This window comes from Actinospica robiniae DSM 44927 (assembly GCF_000504285.1).
Lineage (GTDB): Bacteria > Actinomycetota > Actinomycetes > Streptomycetales > Catenulisporaceae > Actinospica > Actinospica robiniae.
Genome location: NZ_KI632511.1, coordinates 8314515 through 8331240 on the forward strand (window position 1 = coordinate 8314515; position 16726 = coordinate 8331240).

Annotated in this window: 15 protein-coding genes; 6 read left to right on the forward strand and 9 right to left on the reverse strand. The window is 70.9% G+C overall.

The window, feature by feature from the left end; translation table 11 throughout:
• Positions 1 to 66 precede the first annotated feature (66 nt).
• Complete coding sequence (locus ACTRO_RS35875; RefSeq protein WP_034270381.1) at positions 67 to 957, forward strand: helix-turn-helix transcriptional regulator; 891 nt, start codon at positions 67 to 69, stop codon at positions 955 to 957.
• 15 nt (positions 958 to 972) lie between these two features.
• Here the strand turns inward: ACTRO_RS35875 and ACTRO_RS35880 are convergent, their stop codons facing one another.
• From ACTRO_RS35880 to ACTRO_RS35890, 3 genes are all read right to left on the reverse strand, one after another.
• Entirely contained in the window at positions 973 to 1641 is a 669-nt protein-coding gene (locus tag ACTRO_RS35880; protein WP_157436625.1) for a hypothetical protein, read from the reverse strand.
• A gap of 73 nt (positions 1642 to 1714) precedes the next feature.
• A complete protein-coding gene (locus tag ACTRO_RS35885) occupies positions 1715 to 2467 on the reverse strand; it encodes a GNAT family N-acetyltransferase (RefSeq protein WP_034270383.1) in 753 nt (250 codons plus the stop codon).
• A 138-nt stretch (positions 2468 to 2605) separates the two neighbouring features.
• Entirely contained in the window at positions 2606 to 3511 is a 906-nt protein-coding gene (locus ACTRO_RS35890; RefSeq protein WP_034270386.1) for an alpha/beta hydrolase, read from the reverse strand.
• Between the two features lie 67 nt (positions 3512 to 3578).
• Between ACTRO_RS35890 and ACTRO_RS35895 the strand changes: the two genes are divergently transcribed.
• Complete coding sequence (locus tag ACTRO_RS35895) at positions 3579 to 4043, forward strand: MarR family winged helix-turn-helix transcriptional regulator (RefSeq protein WP_034270389.1); 465 nt, start codon at positions 3579 to 3581, stop codon at positions 4041 to 4043.
• 20 nt (positions 4044 to 4063) lie between these two features.
• Positions 4064 to 4414 (forward strand): VOC family protein, encoded by a 351-nt coding sequence (locus ACTRO_RS35900; RefSeq protein WP_034278281.1) that lies wholly within the window; start codon positions 4064 to 4066, stop codon positions 4412 to 4414.
• Between the two features lie 18 nt (positions 4415 to 4432).
• On the opposite strand, the gene ACTRO_RS35905 is transcribed toward ACTRO_RS35900, so the two are convergent.
• Positions 4433 to 5350 carry a phosphotransferase family protein gene (locus ACTRO_RS35905; RefSeq protein WP_034270392.1) on the reverse strand — a complete coding sequence of 306 codons (918 nt, stop codon included), beginning with the start codon at positions 5348 to 5350 and terminating at the stop codon, positions 4433 to 4435.
• A gap of 262 nt (positions 5351 to 5612) precedes the next feature.
• Between ACTRO_RS35905 and ACTRO_RS35910 the strand changes: the two genes are divergently transcribed.
• Both ACTRO_RS35910 and ACTRO_RS35915 read left to right on the forward strand, forming a co-directional pair.
• Complete coding sequence (locus tag ACTRO_RS35910) at positions 5613 to 6911, forward strand: carbohydrate-binding protein (protein WP_211244518.1); 1299 nt, start codon at positions 5613 to 5615, stop codon at positions 6909 to 6911.
• A gap of 50 nt (positions 6912 to 6961) precedes the next feature.
• Positions 6962 to 8938: a glycosyl hydrolase family 18 protein gene (locus ACTRO_RS35915; RefSeq protein WP_034278285.1), complete on the forward strand. Its 1977-nt coding sequence runs from the start codon at positions 6962 to 6964 to the stop codon at positions 8936 to 8938.
• Between the two features lie 91 nt (positions 8939 to 9029).
• On the opposite strand, the gene ACTRO_RS35920 is transcribed toward ACTRO_RS35915, so the two are convergent.
• Together ACTRO_RS35920 and ACTRO_RS35925 are read right to left on the reverse strand one after the other, a co-directional pair.
• Positions 9030 to 10532 (reverse strand): chitinase, encoded by a 1503-nt coding sequence (locus tag ACTRO_RS35920; protein WP_034270394.1) that lies wholly within the window; start codon positions 10530 to 10532, stop codon positions 9030 to 9032.
• Between the two features lie 259 nt (positions 10533 to 10791).
• Positions 10792 to 11370 carry a CGNR zinc finger domain-containing protein gene (locus tag ACTRO_RS35925; RefSeq protein WP_034270398.1) on the reverse strand — a complete coding sequence of 193 codons (579 nt, stop codon included), beginning with the start codon at positions 11368 to 11370 and terminating at the stop codon, positions 10792 to 10794.
• Positions 11371 to 11458: 88 nt separating this feature from the next.
• Between ACTRO_RS35925 and ACTRO_RS35930 the strand changes: the two genes are divergently transcribed.
• Complete coding sequence (locus ACTRO_RS35930; protein WP_084316782.1) at positions 11459 to 12712, forward strand: MFS transporter; 1254 nt, start codon at positions 11459 to 11461, stop codon at positions 12710 to 12712.
• A gap of 576 nt (positions 12713 to 13288) precedes the next feature.
• Here the strand turns inward: ACTRO_RS35930 and ACTRO_RS35935 are convergent.
• From ACTRO_RS35935 to ACTRO_RS35945, 3 genes are all read right to left on the reverse strand, one after another.
• Positions 13289 to 14560 (reverse strand): HNH endonuclease signature motif containing protein, encoded by a 1272-nt coding sequence (locus ACTRO_RS35935; RefSeq protein ID WP_157436626.1) that lies wholly within the window; start codon positions 14558 to 14560, stop codon positions 13289 to 13291.
• 749 nt (positions 14561 to 15309) lie between these two features.
• Entirely contained in the window at positions 15310 to 15828 is a 519-nt protein-coding gene (locus tag ACTRO_RS35940) for a cupin domain-containing protein (protein WP_034270401.1), read from the reverse strand.
• A gap of 7 nt (positions 15829 to 15835) precedes the next feature.
• Positions 15836 to 16678, reverse strand: a complete 843-nt coding sequence (locus tag ACTRO_RS35945) for an LLM class F420-dependent oxidoreductase (RefSeq protein WP_034270404.1) — start codon at positions 16676 to 16678, stop codon at positions 15836 to 15838.
• Positions 16679 to 16726: the final 48 nt, after the last annotated feature.

The following is a 16726-nucleotide window of genomic DNA, read 5'->3' on the forward strand; positions in this document are numbered from 1 at the left end:
ATGCCTATGCATGACAGGGTCAGGCTGAGCGGGGATGCGCGGCCTTGTCGGGCGGATACTGAGATCGTGGCTGATTCCGCTGAGCTCGGTGAGTTCCTCAAGTCGCGTCGCTCCGGTCTGCGTCCGGAGGTCGTGGGCCTGCCCGACTACGGGTCGCGCCGCCGCGTGCCCGGGCTGCGGCGCGAAGAACTGGCGCAGCTGGCCGGGGTGAGCGCCGCGTACTACACCCGGCTCGAGCAGGGCCAGAGCGTGCACGCGTCCGTGCAGGTGCTCGAGGCCCTCGCCGACGCGCTGCGGCTGACCGAGGATGAGCGGGCGCACCTGCGCCACCTGGCCGACTCCGGTGGATCGCGCCGTCGTACTCCGGCGCCCCGGCCGCAGTTCGCGCGCCCCGGGCTCCGGCAGCTGCTCGCCGGGCTCGGCGACACCCCGGCGATCCTGATGGACCGCCGCAGCGATGTGCTGGGCTGGAACCGGATGGGGTGGGCCCTGGTCGCCTCGCACCTGCCCGAGCGGGCCCCGGAGCGTCCGACCGAGCGGCCGAATCTCCAGCGGATGCTGTTCCTGGACTCGCACACCCGCGAGCTCTACGCCCGCTGGGATGAGGAGGCGCAGCGTGCGGTGGCGAATCTGCGGCTGGCCGCCGGACGCTTCTCCGGCGACCCCAAGCTGGCCGAGCTGGTCGGCGAGCTGGTGATCAACAGCCCTGAGTTCGAGTCGCTCTGGTCCCGCCACCCGGTGCGCAACTGCACCTCCGGCCGCAAGCTGCTCCACCACCCGGTGGTCGGCGCACTCGAACTCGACTTCGAGACGCTGACGACGGCCGAGGACGAGGGCCAGCGCCTGCTCGTCTACACCGCCGCCGAAGGCACGCCGGCTGCGGAAGGGCTGGCCCTGCTCGCGCACTCGGTCCACACGGCGGCACCGGAGGCCGCCTTCAGCCGCATCGCGGACTAGGCAGTGTCTTCCTGATCAATCGGCGCGGCGGCCGGCGACGGCGTCGCCCCAGTGCCGGATGTGCTGGTCCTCATGGACCTGCGCGACGGCGACGTTCTCGTCGAGCAGGCCGCGCAGGTGCGGCGGGTAGGCGGTGGGGGAGGCGGGCAGCTGGAGCAGGACGCGGCGGCGGGTCTTGAGGTCGTCGCTGTGTTCGAAGATGCGCAGCGAGGTCTCCAGCCACGCGTCGACGATGTCGCGCGACTCGTCGAGGGCTGGGTCGCGGATGCCGGTGGGCGCGTAGGCGGGGCGGCGGCTCGCGCGCAGCGGCAGGTGCGCCCAGTACCAGGACCTGATCGCGCCGGCCCGCTCGGCGTCGGAGCCCTCGCGCAGGTAGTCGACCAGCGCCTGGCAGACGCGGCGGCGGCCGAAGGCGTAGAGCGCGGGCTCGATGAACCAGCGGCAGAAGCTGGGGTCCGGCTCGTAGACGGCGGCGGCCAGCAGCGGGCGGAACAACGACTCGGCCAGGGTGGGGCGCTCGAGCAGCGGCCGGCGCACGGCGGCGGCCACGTGGCGCGCCGCGCGGGGGCCGCTCAGCAGAGTACTGATGTCGAGCTCGAGGAGGAGGGCGACCTCGGTGGTGCAGGTCAGGAACGAGCGCTCGACGGGGGCTTGGACCGAAGCGGTGCCTTGCTCACCTATCACGGGATGCATTCTGGCCCGCGCGGCCGCCCGGGTCCAGCCGCCGCGCCCGGCGCGGCGGCCGTTCCCGGAACCATCAGGGTTCTGGCTCGTCGAGCTTAACCGTTCCAGTCGGCCGCCAGCTGAGCTGCGCGCCGAGCTCGCGGAAGCCGAGCGCGGAGGCCACGCGGCGGGACGCGGGCGGCCGGGCCCGCCACTGCGGCAGCAGCTCCTCCGCGAGCGCGTGGGCCACGGCGCTGGACGCCGCCGCCCGGCCGAGGCCCCGGCCGCGCCACGCCGGTGCGGTCAGGATGCTGACATGGGCGGTGCGGCCCGGCCAGCCGCGGTATCCGGCTGCGGCGACGACCGTGCCGTCTATGCGCACGACGAAGGCGGGTGAGGTGACGCCGTCGAGCCCGGCTTCGCCGGCTTCCTCGGCGGTGGCCGACCGCTCGAGTTCGCGCAGGTCGGAATGTTCGGCCGGCAGCTGCTCGACGACCAGGCCGCTCGCCACCGCCGGCCGGAACTCGGCCGGGCTGAGGTAGGCCAGCGTCGCCGGGCCGAGCCTCTCGGCGACCGGAAGCATCGCGGCGACGGTATCAGGGTTCACCATCGCCTCGACCGAGAGGCCGCAGAACGCCGTGCCGACCGCGTCGGCGACGCTCTCGTCCGGCGCCGTCACGAGCACCGAACCGCCGATCGCGACCGCCCCGACCCAGCCCCGCGGGCACAATCGCGACTCCGGCGCCACCACCACCCGCACGCCGCCGGCCGGATCGAAGGACACCGGCTCGCCGGCCAGCTCCTGCCACAGCGCGCGAGCTCTTGCCACCAGCGGGTCCGTCGTCATGGGCTGATCTTCGCAGACGAATGTCCCCTCCCGCCAGGGGCTTCGGCGATGCGGGCCCCCGTTTCGACGAAGATCGAGACTTAATGAAAAGCTCTGCCGATCATTGCGACGGTCATGACCGGCGGCGCTGGTGGCTCCCTACCGGCGTGACCGGGCGCGCTGGGTGAGGAAGAGGGCCGCGCGGTCGAGGGCTTCGTTCGCCTCGTCCAGGACGCCGGTGAACACCTGGAACCCGTGCGGCACGCCGGCGGTGACGTCGAGGGTGACGTCGACGCCTGCCTCCCGGGCGCGCACGGCCAGGCGGGTGGAGTCGTCGAGCAGGATCTCGTTGCCGCCGACCTGAAGCAGCAGCGGCGGGAAGCCGGTCAGGTCGGCGTGGACGGCCGGGCTCAGCAGCGGCTGGCTCGGGTCGGCTCCGGCCAGGTACATGGGCGAGGTCTCCTGGAAGTCCTTGCGGCTGAAGATCGGGTCGATGCCCTCCTTGGTCCGCATACTCTCGCCGGTCCGGGTGGCGTCGAGGCCGGCCGAGAAGGTGAGGATGCCGGCGGGCAGCGGCAGACCCGCGTCGCGCGCGGCGAGGGAGGCGGTGACGCACAGGCCGCCGCCGGCGGAGTCTCCGGCGAACACGATGGCGGACGGGTCTTCGCCGCGTTCGAGCAGTTCCCGGTAGGCGGCGACGGTGTCGTCGATCGCGGCTGGGAACGGGTGCTCGGGGGCCAGGCGGTAGTCCACCGAGTAGGCCGTGAAGCCGGTCCTGACCACGAGGTTCGCGGTCAGACAGAGCGCGGTCTCGGGGGAGCCGGCGATCCAGCTGCCGCCGTGGAGGTAGAGGATCGTGCCGGGGCGCGCCCCGGCTTCCGGCTCGACCCGCAGCGTCGGCCGGCCGCCGAGGGTCGCGGGGGTGGTGCGGAAGCCGTCCGGCAGCGCCATCCGTGCCATCAATTCCCTGAAATCAGCCCGCACCTCCTCGATCGGCGGCTGCTCCTGCTCGGGCCGCGGGTGCCGCATCTGCGCGTCGAGACGGGCGCGTTGTTCGCTGCTCACGGGTACGCTCTCCTTAGAAGTATCCTCGGAAGTATCTTCTCGAACACTATATGCCTAGGAAGCTAAATTGAGCAACGACCCGGCCGCCCTCGCCCGGTTCTTCGCCGACGTGGTGCGCTGCGAGACCCGGCTCTACAACGCCCTCAACGACCGCCTGCGCGAGCGGCACGGGATCGTCACCTCGCAGTTCGAGTTCCTGCACTACCTGCGCGAGCATCCCGGGGCGCGGGTGGCGGACCTCGCGGCGGAGTTCGCCGTCGGCATCGGCGCGACCAGTAAGAGCGCTGATCGGCTGGAGCGGGCCGGCCTGATCGAGCGGCAGCCGAACCCGGACGACCGCCGCTCCTCGCTGCTGGTCCTGACCGACGAGGGCGCGCGGCTGGTCGACGCGGCCGTGCCGACGGTCGGCGAGGCCTTGGCCGAGCTGGTCGCGGGGCCGCTCGGGCCCGCCGCGATCGCGGACGCGGCGCGGGCCTTCGCGGTGCTGCGCTCGGCGCTCGAGGACGGCCGGATCGGCGCTCCGGCCGGCTGATCCTCGCTACCATGGCGCGCATGGCCAGTGTCATCAAGAGCGTTTCGTTCGATGCTCACGACGCCCGGGCGCTCGCGACGTTCTGGGCGGCGGTCTTCGGGACCGACGTCGACGAGGACGCGACGCCCGACAAGGCGTTCCTGGAGGCGGCCGGGTGGGGCGGGCCGAACATCTGGTTCACCCGCGTCCCCGAGCCGAAGACCGCGAAGAACCGGGTGCACTTCGACCTGCGCGCCCCGGGCCCGATGGACGACGAGGTTCGCCGGCTCGAGGCCCTGGGCGCGACCGTCGTGCGGCACTTCGCGGCGCTCACCACGATGGCGGACCCGGAAGGCAATGAGTTCTGCGTCGAGCCGGGCCCTTCGGTGTGACAGGGGTCGAACAAGTGTCTAGCAGAGTTCGATCATGCTCCGCATCCGCGCCCGGGCATCGTCGGCGAAAGCCGTTTCCCACCCGGCGCTGATCGCGTTAGGCAGGGTATTGAGTGCCTCGATCAAGGCGACGAGGCGCACGCGCTCGTCCCAGTGCGGCGGGCGCGGCAGCCCTTCCCAGTACGCCGCGTCGAACCAGCGCCGCGCGCCCGGGAAAGCGGGGATCAGCAAGCGATCCAGCTTGTCGAACTCGCCGGCGTGGTCCCACACCTCGGCCGTGTCGAAGTCAAGGATCGCCGCCAGCCGTCCGTTCGGCTCGACGAGCAGGTTGTCGGCGTACAGATCCCGATGGCACAAGGTCGGTCGGGCCTCGTCGCCCACGTGCGCCATCAGCCGTTCGACCGCGGCGAGTACCCGAGCGAGCTCACTCTCCTCGAGCGCGCCGGTCGCGCGGCAGCGGGCCGCGATCGCCTCGATCCGAACGCTGAGATAGTCCGGCCATCGGGCGAAGGACGGCGCGGAACCGTCGAGCCGAGAAGTGAATCCATCGCGCTCGATCCCGTGCAGCGCGCGCAGCGCCACGCCGAGGTCGGTGAACAGCCGCCGGACACCCTCGGGGCCGAGCGCACCCGGCTCGGGCGGGCGGCCCTCGACCCAGCCGAACGCCCGCACCAACCGGTCGCCCCGCACGGCGGAGCGCACCAGCGGGGCCACCGGCACGCCGGCCGCGGCCGCCAGATCAAGAGCCTGATGCGCTGATCGCCACTTCGCCGCGTACCCGGCGGGCCCGATCTTGACCACGTAGACTGCTCCGGCCGCGGTCGCCACCCGCCAGGTCTCGTTGGTGTGGCTCGCGGGCAGCCGGACCGCTTCGGGGACCGGCGTCCCGAGCAGTTCCGCGGCCGCCGAGGTGACGTCGCCGAAGCTTAAGATCATCTCAAGGTTTCCTTAAACTCGGGTTATCACTCGTACACTGCGAACGATCAACGTCTCTACCTGCTGATTCTCGCTGGTCGATCTGCATGGTCTAGTCCCATTGGACTAGACCAGTATTGACGATCTCTCAGTTTCGCGAGTACATCTATCCCACCGCGCCGACTCGCCCACGAACCGGCGCGCACCCACGCTCGCGGCGTCGACCTTTCGGCTCTGCCGGAGCGCCGTGAAACAGCAACGCATCGGAGTGGTGAGAACACCTATGGACATCATGACATCCCGCGGCCGAGGCCGACTGCGCAGCAGGCGCACCGGCCTCGTCGCCGTGCTAGCCGCTGCCGGACTGGGCGTCGGCGGGGTCCTGGCCGCGTCAGGGACCGGATACGCCGCGACCTCCGCCCTCGGCTCCAACTGGTACGCCTCGGCGCCCTACCTGTTCGTCGACGGCAGCCAGCCCGACCCCACCCAGGTCATGTCCGCGAGCGGGCAGAAGGCGTTCGAGATCGCCTTCATCCTCGCCCCCAACTCCGGCGGCTGCACGCCGACCTGGAACGGCACCGACCCCACGTCCGGCGACACCACCGTCGGTCCGGTGATCAACGAGATCCGCGCCGCCGGCGGCGACGTCTCGGTGTCCATCGGCGGCTACGGCGGCACCAAGCTCGGCCAGGTCTGCGGCACCGCCGCCGCGACCGCCGCCGCCTACCAGCAGGTGGTCACCCAGTACGGCCTGCACGCGATGGACTTCGACCTCGAAGAGCCCGAGTACGAGAACACCCAGGCCATCGCGAACGAGCTCGGCGCGGCCCAGATCCTGCAGAAGAACAACCCCGGCATGTACATCTCGGTGACCATGCCCGGCACCGCCGCCGGCACCGGCTGGTTCGGCACCCAGCTGCTGCAGGAGGCGAAGTCGCTCGGCTTCACGCCGAACAACTACTCGATCATGCCGTTCGACGGCGGCTTCAGCGGCGCCGCGGCGCAGACCAGCGCGCTCGAGGCCTACCACACGCTGCTGATGAGCACCTTCGGCTGGGACTCGGCCACCGCCTACGCGCACGAGGGCGTGTCGATGATGAACGGCCGGACCGACTCGGCCGAGATGTTCTACCAGGCCGACTTCTCCACCGTGCTCAGCTACGCGACCAGCCACGGGCTCGGCCGCTACACCTTCTGGGACGTCAACCGCGACCGCCAGTGCACCCCCGCGGACAACAACGGCCAGCTCTCCGGCTCCTGCTCCGGCGTGCCGCAGAACTCCTGGGACTTCACCAAGTACACCGCGCAGTTCGCCGGGGCCACCCCGCCGACCAGCGCGCCCCCGGCCAGCCCGTCCGCCTCGGCCTCCCCGACGGTGACCGCGACGGCCACCGCCACCGGCTCCCCGAGCAGCACCAAGACCACCGGCTCCTGCTCGGCCGCCGCGTGGAACTCCTCGACCGCGTACACCGGCGGTGCCGTGGTCAGCTACAACGGCCACACCTGGACCGCCAAGTGGTGGACGCAGGCCGACACGCCCGGCGGTGCCGCCGGCGTGTGGACCGACAACGGCCCGTGCTGAACCCCTGGCCCGGCCGGCGCATCAGCAACCCCTACAACCAGGAGCGAACCATGCGCAGATCCCTGAAGGCGGTGCTCGCTGCCGCGGGTACCGCCTTCGCGGTGGCGGTCGGAACCGCCACCCTCTCCGTCCTCGGCGCGAGCAGCGCGCAGGCCGCGCCGCTGAACACCACCGGCGCCGCGGCCACCTCCGGCGGACTGAAGATCGCCTACTTCGACCAGTGGTCGATCTACCAGAACGCCTTCTACCTCAAGAACCTCGACACCGAGGGCATGGCGGGCAAACTCGACTACCTGATCTACGACTTCGAGAACATCGACCCGGCCAACAAGACCTGCTTCGAGGCCACCAAGGCTTCGGACCCGGACCCGGCCGGCGAGAACGACCCGAACGCCGGCGACGGCGCGGGCGACGCGTTCGCCGACTACCAGAAGTCCTTCGGCTCGGACATCAGCGTGGACGGCACCGCCGACGCGTACAACATGCCGATCGTGGGCAACTTCCACCAGCTCCAGGAGCTGGAGGCGAAGTACCCGAACCTCAAGGTCGAGGTCTCCCTCGGCGGCTGGACGTACTCGAAGTACTTCTCCGACGTGGCCGCCACCGCGGCCTCGCGGCAGAAGTTCGTCTCCTCCTGCATCGACATGTTCATCAAGGGCAACCTGCCCTCGCAGGGCGGCTACGGCGGCGCCGGCACGGCGGCCGGGATCTTCTCCGGCTTCGACATCGACTGGGAGTACCCGGGCGGCGGCGGCCACCTCGGCAACGACGCGAGCCCGGCGGACAAGCAGAACTACACCCTGCTGCTGCAGGAGTTCCGCACCGAGCTCACTGCCCTGACGGCCACCACCGGCAAGCAGTACACCCTCTCCGCCGCCCTTCCGTCCGGTCAGGACAAGATCCAGAACATCGAGACCGACAAGATCGGCCAGTACCTGACCTTCGGCGACGCGATGACGTACGACATGCACGGCGGTTTCGAGGCCACCGGCCCGACCAACCACCAGGCGCCGATCTACGACGATCCGAACGACCCGATGACGCCGGTCTCCCCGGGCACCGAGAAGTACTCGGTCGACGAGGCGGTCAAGGCGTACACGGTGGGCGACTCGCAGTACGGCATCCCGGGCGGATTCCCGGCCAACAAGCTGACGGTCGGCGTTCCGTTCTACTACCGCGGCTGGACGGGTGTGGCCGCGGGCAGCAACCACGGCCTGTTCCAACCGGCCAGCAGTCCGGCCGGCGGAGCAGCCGACTCGGGCAACGTGCCGGGTGTGCAGATGTACAAGGAGCTGACCGGCATCGTGGCCAACTCCGCGGACACGTACTGGGATCCGGTGGCTGAGGCCGCGTACTTCTACGACGGCACCAACTTCTGGACCGGCGAGGACGCGCAGTCCATCCAGGCGCTGTCCGATTACGCGCACTGTAACGGCCTCGGCGGCGCGATGATGTTCTCGCTCTACGATCTCGACCCGGCGGCGACGCTGTTCAACGACACTGTGAGCGACATCAACGGCTCCGCGGCCTCGTGCCCGGCGCCGCCGACCGGCTCGGCGAGCGCTTCGGCTTCGGCTTCGGCCTCTGCTTCGGCGTCCGCGTCGGCTTCGGCCAGTGCGTCGCCGAGTGCCTCGGCGTCCGCCTCGTCCTCTCCGACGGGCGGTACGGGCACGTGCACAGCGGCGGCCTGGAACTCCACGACCGCCTACAACGGCGGTGCGGTCGTCTCGTACAACGGCCACACCTGGACCGCCAAGTGGTGGACCCAGGGCGACATCCCCGGCAACAACTCGCAGGGCGTGTGGACCGACAACGGCGCCTGCGCCGGCGGAACCCCGACCACTTCGTCTTCTCCGACGGGTGGTTCGGGCAGCTGCTCGGCCGCGGCGTGGAACTCCACAACCGCCTACAACGGCGGCGCGGTCGTGTCCTACAACGGCCACACCTGGACCGCGAAGTGGTGGACCCAGGGCGACATCCCCGGCAACAACTCGCAGGGTGTCTGGACGGACAACGGCGCTTGTTGAGAGCGACTGATCTCCGCTGACCTCCGCTGAAAAAGGAACCGGGTCGCGAGCCTCGCCAAGGCTCGCGACCCGGTTCTTTCTTGCTCTGTTATCAGCAGGCTCCGTTGTCGGTCCACACGCCCTGCGAGTTGCTGCCCGGGGTGTCGCCCTGGGTCCACCACTTCGCAGTCCACTTGTGGCCGTTGTACGAGACCACCGCGCCGCCGTTGTAGGCGGTCGTTGAGTTCCAGGCCGCCGCCGTGCACGAGCCTGAACCGCCGGACGTCGTCGAGGTCGCGGTCGGGGTTCCGCCGGCGCAGGCGCCGTTGTCGGTCCACACGCCCTGCGAGTTGTTGCCGGGGATGTCGCCCTGGGTCCACCACTTGGCGGTCCAGGTGTGGCCGTTGTACGAGACGACCGCACCGCCGTTGTAGGCGGTCGTGGAGTTCCACGCCGTCGCCGTGCACGTGCCCGTACCGCCCGTCGGAGAGGACGAGGCGGACGCCGAGGCACTCGGCGACGCACTGGCCGAAGCCGACGCGGACGCCGAAGCGCTGGTGCTCGGGGTCGTGCCCGCGCCGCTGGTGAAGGGCTCGAAGGTGTTCGAGAAGAACCACGTGCTCTGCGATATGCCGGAGCAGCTGTCGGAACCGGCGGTGCCGGGGCAGCCGCCGTTGTCGCGCTGCAGCGCCCAGAAGGAGAGCTCCGCCAGGCCCTGCCGGGTGGCCCAGCTCTCGATGGTCGGAGCGTCCGCGGTGGTGAAGGTCTCGGCCGCGCCGTAGTCGTCGATGCCGACCATCTCGGTCACGCCGATCATGTTCCACAGCTGGGCGCTGCTGTCGCTCGGGTAGAGCGAGGCCAGTTGGCTGTGCAGGCCGGAGGCCGCGCTCTCGCTGTCGGTGGCCATCTCGTGGGTGGCGCCGTCATAGTAGTCGAACGTCATGATGTTGACGACGTCGATGCGCGCGCCGTTGCTCACCGCGTTCTGCAGCACGGCGAGCCCGGAGTCGGCCAGGCCGCTCGTGGTCGAGGGCAGGGTGTAGGAGAACTGGACGGTACGGCCGTTGGCCGCGGCCCAATCCTCGACCATCTTGATCGCCTTGTTGCGCCGGTCGATGCCGGCCGAGTTGGTCAGCGAGTTGTCCTCGGTGTCCAGGTCGAGCCGGGTGACGTTGTAGGTCGTGATGACGCTCTCGTAGGCCGCGGCTATGGAGGCGACGGTGGTGCAGCTGTCCGCGATCTCCGTGCCGGTGTCGTCAGCGGTGTACCCGCCGAAGGACGGGATCACGTCCCCGCCCGCGGCCCGGACCGAGGCGATGTCGCTGGCGAAGGCCGTGCCGATCGGGGTGCTGCTGTCGCCGTTCCAGTCGACGGTGCACGAGCCCTTGCTCGCGGTCTGGATGAAGGCCATGGTCAGATACTTCGCGCCGGACTGCTGGGCCAGGCCGGAGAGGCTGTCGCCGTTGTATGCCTCGAAGTAGGGCGCGAAGACGTGGGCGGGGATGGCGGTGGCGGCGGCCTGGGCGCCCTCGGCGGTGGCCGCGAGGATGCCTGCGGTGCCGCCGGTGGCGAGGGCCACGGCCAGGAGTGCTCGGACGCTCTTGCGCAAGCGCATGGGTGGGGTGTCCTCCTTCTCGTCGGCCCCCGGCCGGCCCGCGGGTCGCGGGCGGGCGCGGTCGGGCTCGGCCGCGGGGCGGCGGTCGTCCGCAGGGGCCTGATGAGGTCACAGATTGGACTAGACCACTGGCGCGGTCAAGGCTTGCTCGGTTAAGTGATCCTCAATCACGGCTCAAGCCGCGCTGCCGGCCGGGCCGCGGCCCGGCGCCGGGGGCCGGCGCCGCGGTCGTGCAGCAGGTCTATACCTGCTCGCAGGCTCAGCCCTGGCCGCGGCGGGCGCGGAACGCGGCGGCCTTGACCCGGGACTGGCAGGAGGCCGAACAGAACTGGCGGACGGCGTTGCGGGAGGTGTCGACGTACACACGGTCGCAGTGCGGGGCGCGGCACACGCCGAGGCGGCCGGCGAGTTCGCTGCCGACCGCGAGCGCGAGCGCCGTCGCGCATCCGGCGGACCAGCCGACCCCGTACCCGTCGTTCGAGCCGTGGAAGTGCAGCTGCCAGGGCTCCCCGGGCACGCGGTCGAGCTGTGGGCGGGCGCCCGTGTCGCGCAGCAGAAGGTTGACGGCCTCGGCGGCGTCGTCCACCCGGCCGTCCTCCATGGCCTCGAAGACGCGGCGCATCACCTGCGCGGCGCGCGCCAGGTACTCGGCGCCGTCGAGCGGCAGCCGGGCCGGCCGGCTGCCCTGCGTCCCGGCCGGGATGGCCGACGCCGCCGCGGTCAACAGCGACTCGCCAACCGGTGCGGCATAAGGCTTTCCGCGGCGTTCGCCCTCGGTCAAGTCGTTCACGAACGAGACGGACGCCTCCAACAGCAGCGCCACGTGACTATCGAACATCACTTGACCGGTCACTCTCCCCGCGTCTAGGTTGATAACCAACGATACAGGTTTCGTCAGTCACGAGTTGCGTCAGGGAGGGCTCGCCATGCGCGTCGCGACCACGTCGGCGCCCGCCGAACCGGACCAGGCGGGGCAAACCGAACGCGGCCTGCCGACCCAGGTCAGGCTGCTGATCGCGGCCCGGGCGGTCAACCAGCTCGGCGCGTTCTCCCTCGCGTTCCTGACCGTGCTGCTCAGCCGCGACCTCGGCGCCGGGCTGGCCACGGCGGGCGCGGTCTCGGCGGCGTTCGGACTCGCCACCATCCCGAGCCGGCTGCTCGGCGGCCGCCTCGCCGAGCGGTGCGGCCCGCGCCGCACGATCCTGATCGGGCTCCTCGGCTGCGCCGCCGCCCAGCTCGGCCTCGCCGCGGCGCCGGATCTGGCCCTCGCCGCCGTCTTCGCGATCGTTCTGGGCCTGGCCTTCGAACTCTACGAGCCGCCCAGCCAGGCGATGATCGCCGACGCGGTGCGCCCCGCCGACCGGACCGCCGCCTTCGCGCTGCTCACCACCGCGCTCTCGGTCGGCAATATGGGAGCAGGCCTCGTCGCCGATCTCGTCGGCCGCTCGAACCTGCGCTGGCTGTTCGTCGTGGACGCGGCCAGCTGCCTGGCCTGCGCGCTGCTCGTGCGCTGCTCGCTGGAGCCGGACGCCGCCAGGCCGCGCCGAGCCGGAGCGCCGAAGGAGTCCGGCTCCGGCGCTGGCTCCGGCACCACGTCGCCCTGGCGAGACAGGACTCTGCTGCTCGTGACGGCCGGCGGTACCGTCTTCGCGAGCATCTACATGCTGATCATCGTCGCGCTTCCGTTGTCCCTGGCCGGATACGGCCTGAACCCGGCGAGCGCCGGCCTGCTCATGGCCGCCTCGACGCTGACGCTCGTGGTGGTGCGTCCGGTGATGCGCATCCGCAGGATCGCCGAGCTGCCGGTCGGATCGATGTTCGCAGGCGGCTACGTGCTGATGGCGCTCGGCCTCGCCGGATTCGCCCTCGCGCACACATTGCCCACGCTGCTCGGCCCGACCGCGCTGATCAGCATCGGCGAGCTGCTCGTGATGGGCCGGTCGCTCGCCCTAGTCAGCGACCTCGCGCCGCCCGGCGCCGCCGCCCGCTACCTCGCCGTGTACGGCCTGAGCTGGGGCGTCGCGACCTTCCTGGCGCCGCTGCTGAGCGCCTGGCTGCTCGCCGCCGGCGGCCCGGCGCTGCTGTGGTGGGTAGTGGCAGGGGTCTGTGTCGCCAACGCGCCCGCTTCGGCCCTGGTCGCGGGTCTTGCCGCGGGCCAGGGCTGCATAGAGCGTGCCTAGTACCGAATCGATGATCGGCTGAGTGTTGGCGGGGTGTAGTTGGCTTGTCGGGTTGGGGCGGCCGCTTCGCTTCGCCCACGGTTTCGTTTGCCCACCCTGCCCACTCGTTGCGTTGACGGGGTGGGCTGGGGTTTCAAGACAAAAATCGCCGCTGGCAGGCCCTTCCTCGGAGAGAGGCCGGGGTCTGTGGGGTGCTGGCGTTGGTGGGGCGGGTTGGTGTTTGGGGTGGTGGGGTTGCGGGGGTGTGCTCTCTCCTCGGTCGGTCCCCGGAGGCAATCAGGGACCTGCCGGGAGGTCAAGCGGCGGTGACTTGGGCTGATGCTCGATTTTGCATCGCGCCGCTTGACCTCCCGGCAGAACCCTGATCGGGCTTCGCCTGCCCGACCGAGGAGAGAGCCCACCCCCTGGGGAGTGGTGTGAGCTGCGCTCGGGCCCGGGTCCCATCCCGTGGCCTGGCCGTGCTCGATCCGGAAGAATCCTGCACCGCCTGTATGGGACCGCTTCTCTTCGGCTGCGTGGTCCGGGAGCCGTGCCCAGCAGTGTCCGGCAGCCCGGGGGCCGATACAGGATCGTGCATCACCGCTCCTGGTGGACGGTGGTGTGATGCTTCGCGCAGTACAGGCGGAGGTTTCCCACTCTCGTCTCTCCGCCGTGCGCGAACGGCACGACGTGGTGGGCGTGCAGGGCGAACGTGAGGGGGCGGTCACAGCCCGGGTAGGTGCAGTACCGGTCGCGCCATGCGAGAAACCCGCGCTGCGCGGGCGAGGCCAGACGCGCCCGGGGGTCACCGTCCAGCGCGATCCCGTCGAAGGTGCCCGTACGCCCGTCGGTCACCAGCTCGTGGCGCCGCGGATCACCGCGCTTGGGCAGGCGCCCGGCCGGAACCAACGCCCCGAACACCGTGCGCGCACAGCCGGCGGGGATCTCCGTGTGCACGGCAGGATCCTTCATGCCCGCCGCGGGCACGGCAGGATTCTTCACGGCCGCCGCGGGTGCGGCAGGCTTCTTCACGGCCGCCGCGGGTGCGGGAGGCTCGATGGTGACGGCGAGCGCGGGCAGGGAGAAGTGGGCGTGGCGCTGCTCGGGCGGGGCATCGAGGAAGACCTGTGCGAGCCGGGTGACCGCTTCCGCGTTCATCTGCTCGGTGCTGCGCACATCCTCCGGTACGATCTCTCCGCCGTCGAACTGCCGGGTCCGGATCATCTCGGCGACCTGCAGATCGATCGCGGCCTGGAAAACGGCGCCGCGCACCGGATCGAGCAGGATCTCACACCGGTGCATCTGACCCTCCCCGCACGTGCTGATCCGGGCGAAAGAACGCTCGCGCTCCCGCGCGTGACGCGCCTCGATCGAACCCGGCGCGACTTGCTCCTCGAGCACCCGTACCCGTTCCAGCCCGGCCCGCGCACCGCGCTCCCGGGTCACCTCGAGCGTCTTGGCGGCTTCCTCCGCGGGGTCCAGGCCCGTCGCCCGCACCGCCTTGACCGTGCGCGCCAACGCCCGCGCCGAATCAGGCCCGATCATCCCGGAGCACAACTGCGCCTCCACCCCCGGCAGCCGTGCCAGCAGCCGGGCGTCGTGCGCCAGCGCGCGGGCCCGGCCCTCGGTCACATCCAGCACCGTCCCCAGCCACGGACCCACACCCCCACGCGCGATACCCAGCCGGTCGCCCTCACCGACCAGCGCCAGCAGCATCCCCTGCAGCGCCTGCGCCGCCCGGCCCACCTCCACGATCGCCTCACGCACCGCATCAACCCGCCCCACATCATCCCCACCCGCCCGCGCACGCTCGAGCACCCCCCGCACCACGCGGGACATCGACGCGATCTCCACAGTCACCCCGTCCACGACACCCTCCCCTCACCGGCCCCGACATCCCCGAACACTTCTATTCTAGAGCCCGCCACTGACAAAAGGCGTGTATACGACCCTTGCGTGGTAAAAGAATCAGGGATATTCCCGGGAACTCGCGGATGCTCCCGGGCGTTGAAGTAGGAGATGGGAGCGGTACCGCAACCGGCGATACAGGAATCTACGTGATGCAACATCCTGTATCGAGCACAGCCGAACCACCGGACACCACACCACAAGGCTGAGCGAACCAGGCAGCCGAAGAGGAGCGTCGGTCGGGTCAGGGCGGTGCAGGATTCTTCCGCACCGAGCGCGACCGGGACACCGGCCGGGACCCGGGCCCGAGCGCAGCTCACACCACTCCCCAGGGGGTGGGCTCTCTCCTCGGTCGGGCAGGCGAAGCCCGATCAGGGTTCTGCCGGGAGGTCAAGCGGCGCCATGCACAATCGACCATCAACGGAAACCACCGCCGCTTGACCTCCCGGCAGGTCCCTGATTGCCTCCGGGGACCGACCGAGGAGAGAGCACACACCCGGCACCCGACCACCCCGAACACCAGCCCGCCCCGCCAACGCAAGCACCCCACAGACTCCGGCATCTCTCTCCGAGGGAAGGCCCGCGCCGGAGGCGAAAGCTTGAAACCCCAACCCGCCCCACCCACGCAACGAGTGGGCGGGGCGGACAAACGAAACCGAGGGCGACGCGAAGCGCCCGCCCCAACCCAACGACAACCGCTCAGCCGATCATCAATCGTATGAGACCCAGAAGTTGTCGTGCATCAGGGAATTGCGTTCTCGGGCGGCGCGGGTCTCTTCGGTGTCCGGCTGCCCGGCGAGGGCGGCCAGGGTCTCGAAGTACTGCTCGCGCGGGCCGCCGGGGGCGAACAGGATGAGCATCGACGCCTCCTGACCCGACTCGTTGCGGAAGGCGTGGATGCCGCCCTCCGGCACGTAGAGGTAGTCGCCGGCCGTGGCGTCCACCCACTTCTCGCCGTTGAACAGGCGCACCGTGCCGGCCAGGATGAAGAAGGACTCCGCGATCGTGCGGTGGAAGTGCGGGGCCGGGCCGCTCGGCTGCGCGCCGAAGTCCCAGCGGTACAGGCCGAACTTGCCGTCCGTGCTCGCGCCGGTGGCCAGGTAGTGCACCCGGTTGCCGCTCTGATAGGTCAGATCCGGCGGAGCGTCGGCGGCGCGGAGGCGGGCGCTGACCTCGCCGCCCTCTCCGGTGTAGCGGGGCTCCGGATACGACGTCATGGGATAGGTCATCGGCCGGTCACCCGAGGCCCAGCGCGCCGGCCAGCTCGCGGAAGCCGGGGAGGACGTCGTCGGTGCCGATGACCTGGACGCAGACGTGGTCGGCGCCGGCATCGAGGTGGGCCCGCACGCCGGCGGCGATCTCCTCGGTCTCGCCGTGCAGGATCACCGCGTCGAAGAGCCGATCGCTGCCGTCCCCGCGCACCTCGTCCTCGGTGAAGCCGAGCCGTCGCAGGTTGCTGACGTAGTTGCGCAGCCCGAGGTAGCGCTTGAGGGTGGGGGTGCCGGCGGCGCGCGCCGCGGCCGGGTCCCTCTCCAGCACCACCTTCTGCTCGGGCGCGAGCAGGACCCCGGAGCCGAGGATCTCGCGCGCCTCGCGGGTGTGCTCCGCGTTGACCAGGTACGGGTGCGCCCCGGCGGTGCGCTCGGCGGCCAGCCGCAGCACCCGCGGCCCGAGCGCCGCGAGCACGCGCCGCTCCTGGGGCACGCCGGCCGCGTCGAGAACGTCCAGGTAGGCGTTGAGCGCCTCGTAGGGCTTGGTGAACTCCGACGTCGCCTCCGGGTGGCCCGCGCCGATGCCCAGCAGGAACCGGTCCGGGTACCGGGCCGCGATGCGCTGGTACGAGCGGCCGACCTCGTCCGCGGGCGCCGACCAGATGTTCACGATCCCGGTCGCCAGCACCAGCTTCTCGGTCGCGTCGAGCAGCTGCTCGACCTCTGCCAGGTCGGCCGAGGGCGACGCTCCGAGCCAGAGCGCGCCGTAGCCCAGCCGCTCGAGCTCGACGGCGAGCTCCGGCGAGACCGCTCCGCCCCGCCACACACCGTAGGAGCCCAGTTCGATCTTCTTCAGGTGATCAGTCACGCCTGGTGCAACGGAGCTCGCGGGCCGGGCGATTCCCCACTTCCCCCG

What these genes read in the sequence shown, in the direction of transcription:
- ACTRO_RS35885 (WP_034270383.1), bottom strand. Translation starts at nt 2,467, where the DNA reads ATGACGACGGACCCGCTGGTGGCAAGAGCTCGCGCGCTGTGGCAGGAG.
- ACTRO_RS35900 (WP_034278281.1), top strand. Translation starts at nt 4,064, where the DNA reads ATGGCCAGTGTCATCAAGAGCGTTTCGTTCGATGCTCACGACGCCCGG.
- ACTRO_RS35905 (WP_034270392.1), bottom strand. Translation starts at nt 5,350, where the DNA reads ATGATCTTAAGCTTCGGCGACGTCACCTCGGCGGCCGCGGAACTGCTC.
- ACTRO_RS35910 (WP_211244518.1), top strand. Translation starts at nt 5,613, where the DNA reads ATGGACATCATGACATCCCGCGGCCGAGGCCGACTGCGCAGCAGGCGC.
- ACTRO_RS35915 (WP_034278285.1), top strand. Translation starts at nt 6,962, where the DNA reads ATGCGCAGATCCCTGAAGGCGGTGCTCGCTGCCGCGGGTACCGCCTTC.
- ACTRO_RS35920 (WP_034270394.1), bottom strand. Translation starts at nt 10,532, where the DNA reads ATGCGCTTGCGCAAGAGCGTCCGAGCACTCCTGGCCGTGGCCCTCGCC.
- ACTRO_RS35925 (WP_034270398.1), bottom strand. Translation starts at nt 11,370, where the DNA reads ATGTTCGATAGTCACGTGGCGCTGCTGTTGGAGGCGTCCGTCTCGTTC.
- ACTRO_RS35930 (WP_084316782.1), top strand. Translation starts at nt 11,459, where the DNA reads ATGCGCGTCGCGACCACGTCGGCGCCCGCCGAACCGGACCAGGCGGGG.
- ACTRO_RS35940 (WP_034270401.1), bottom strand. Translation starts at nt 15,828, where the DNA reads ATGACCTATCCCATGACGTCGTATCCGGAGCCCCGCTACACCGGAGAG.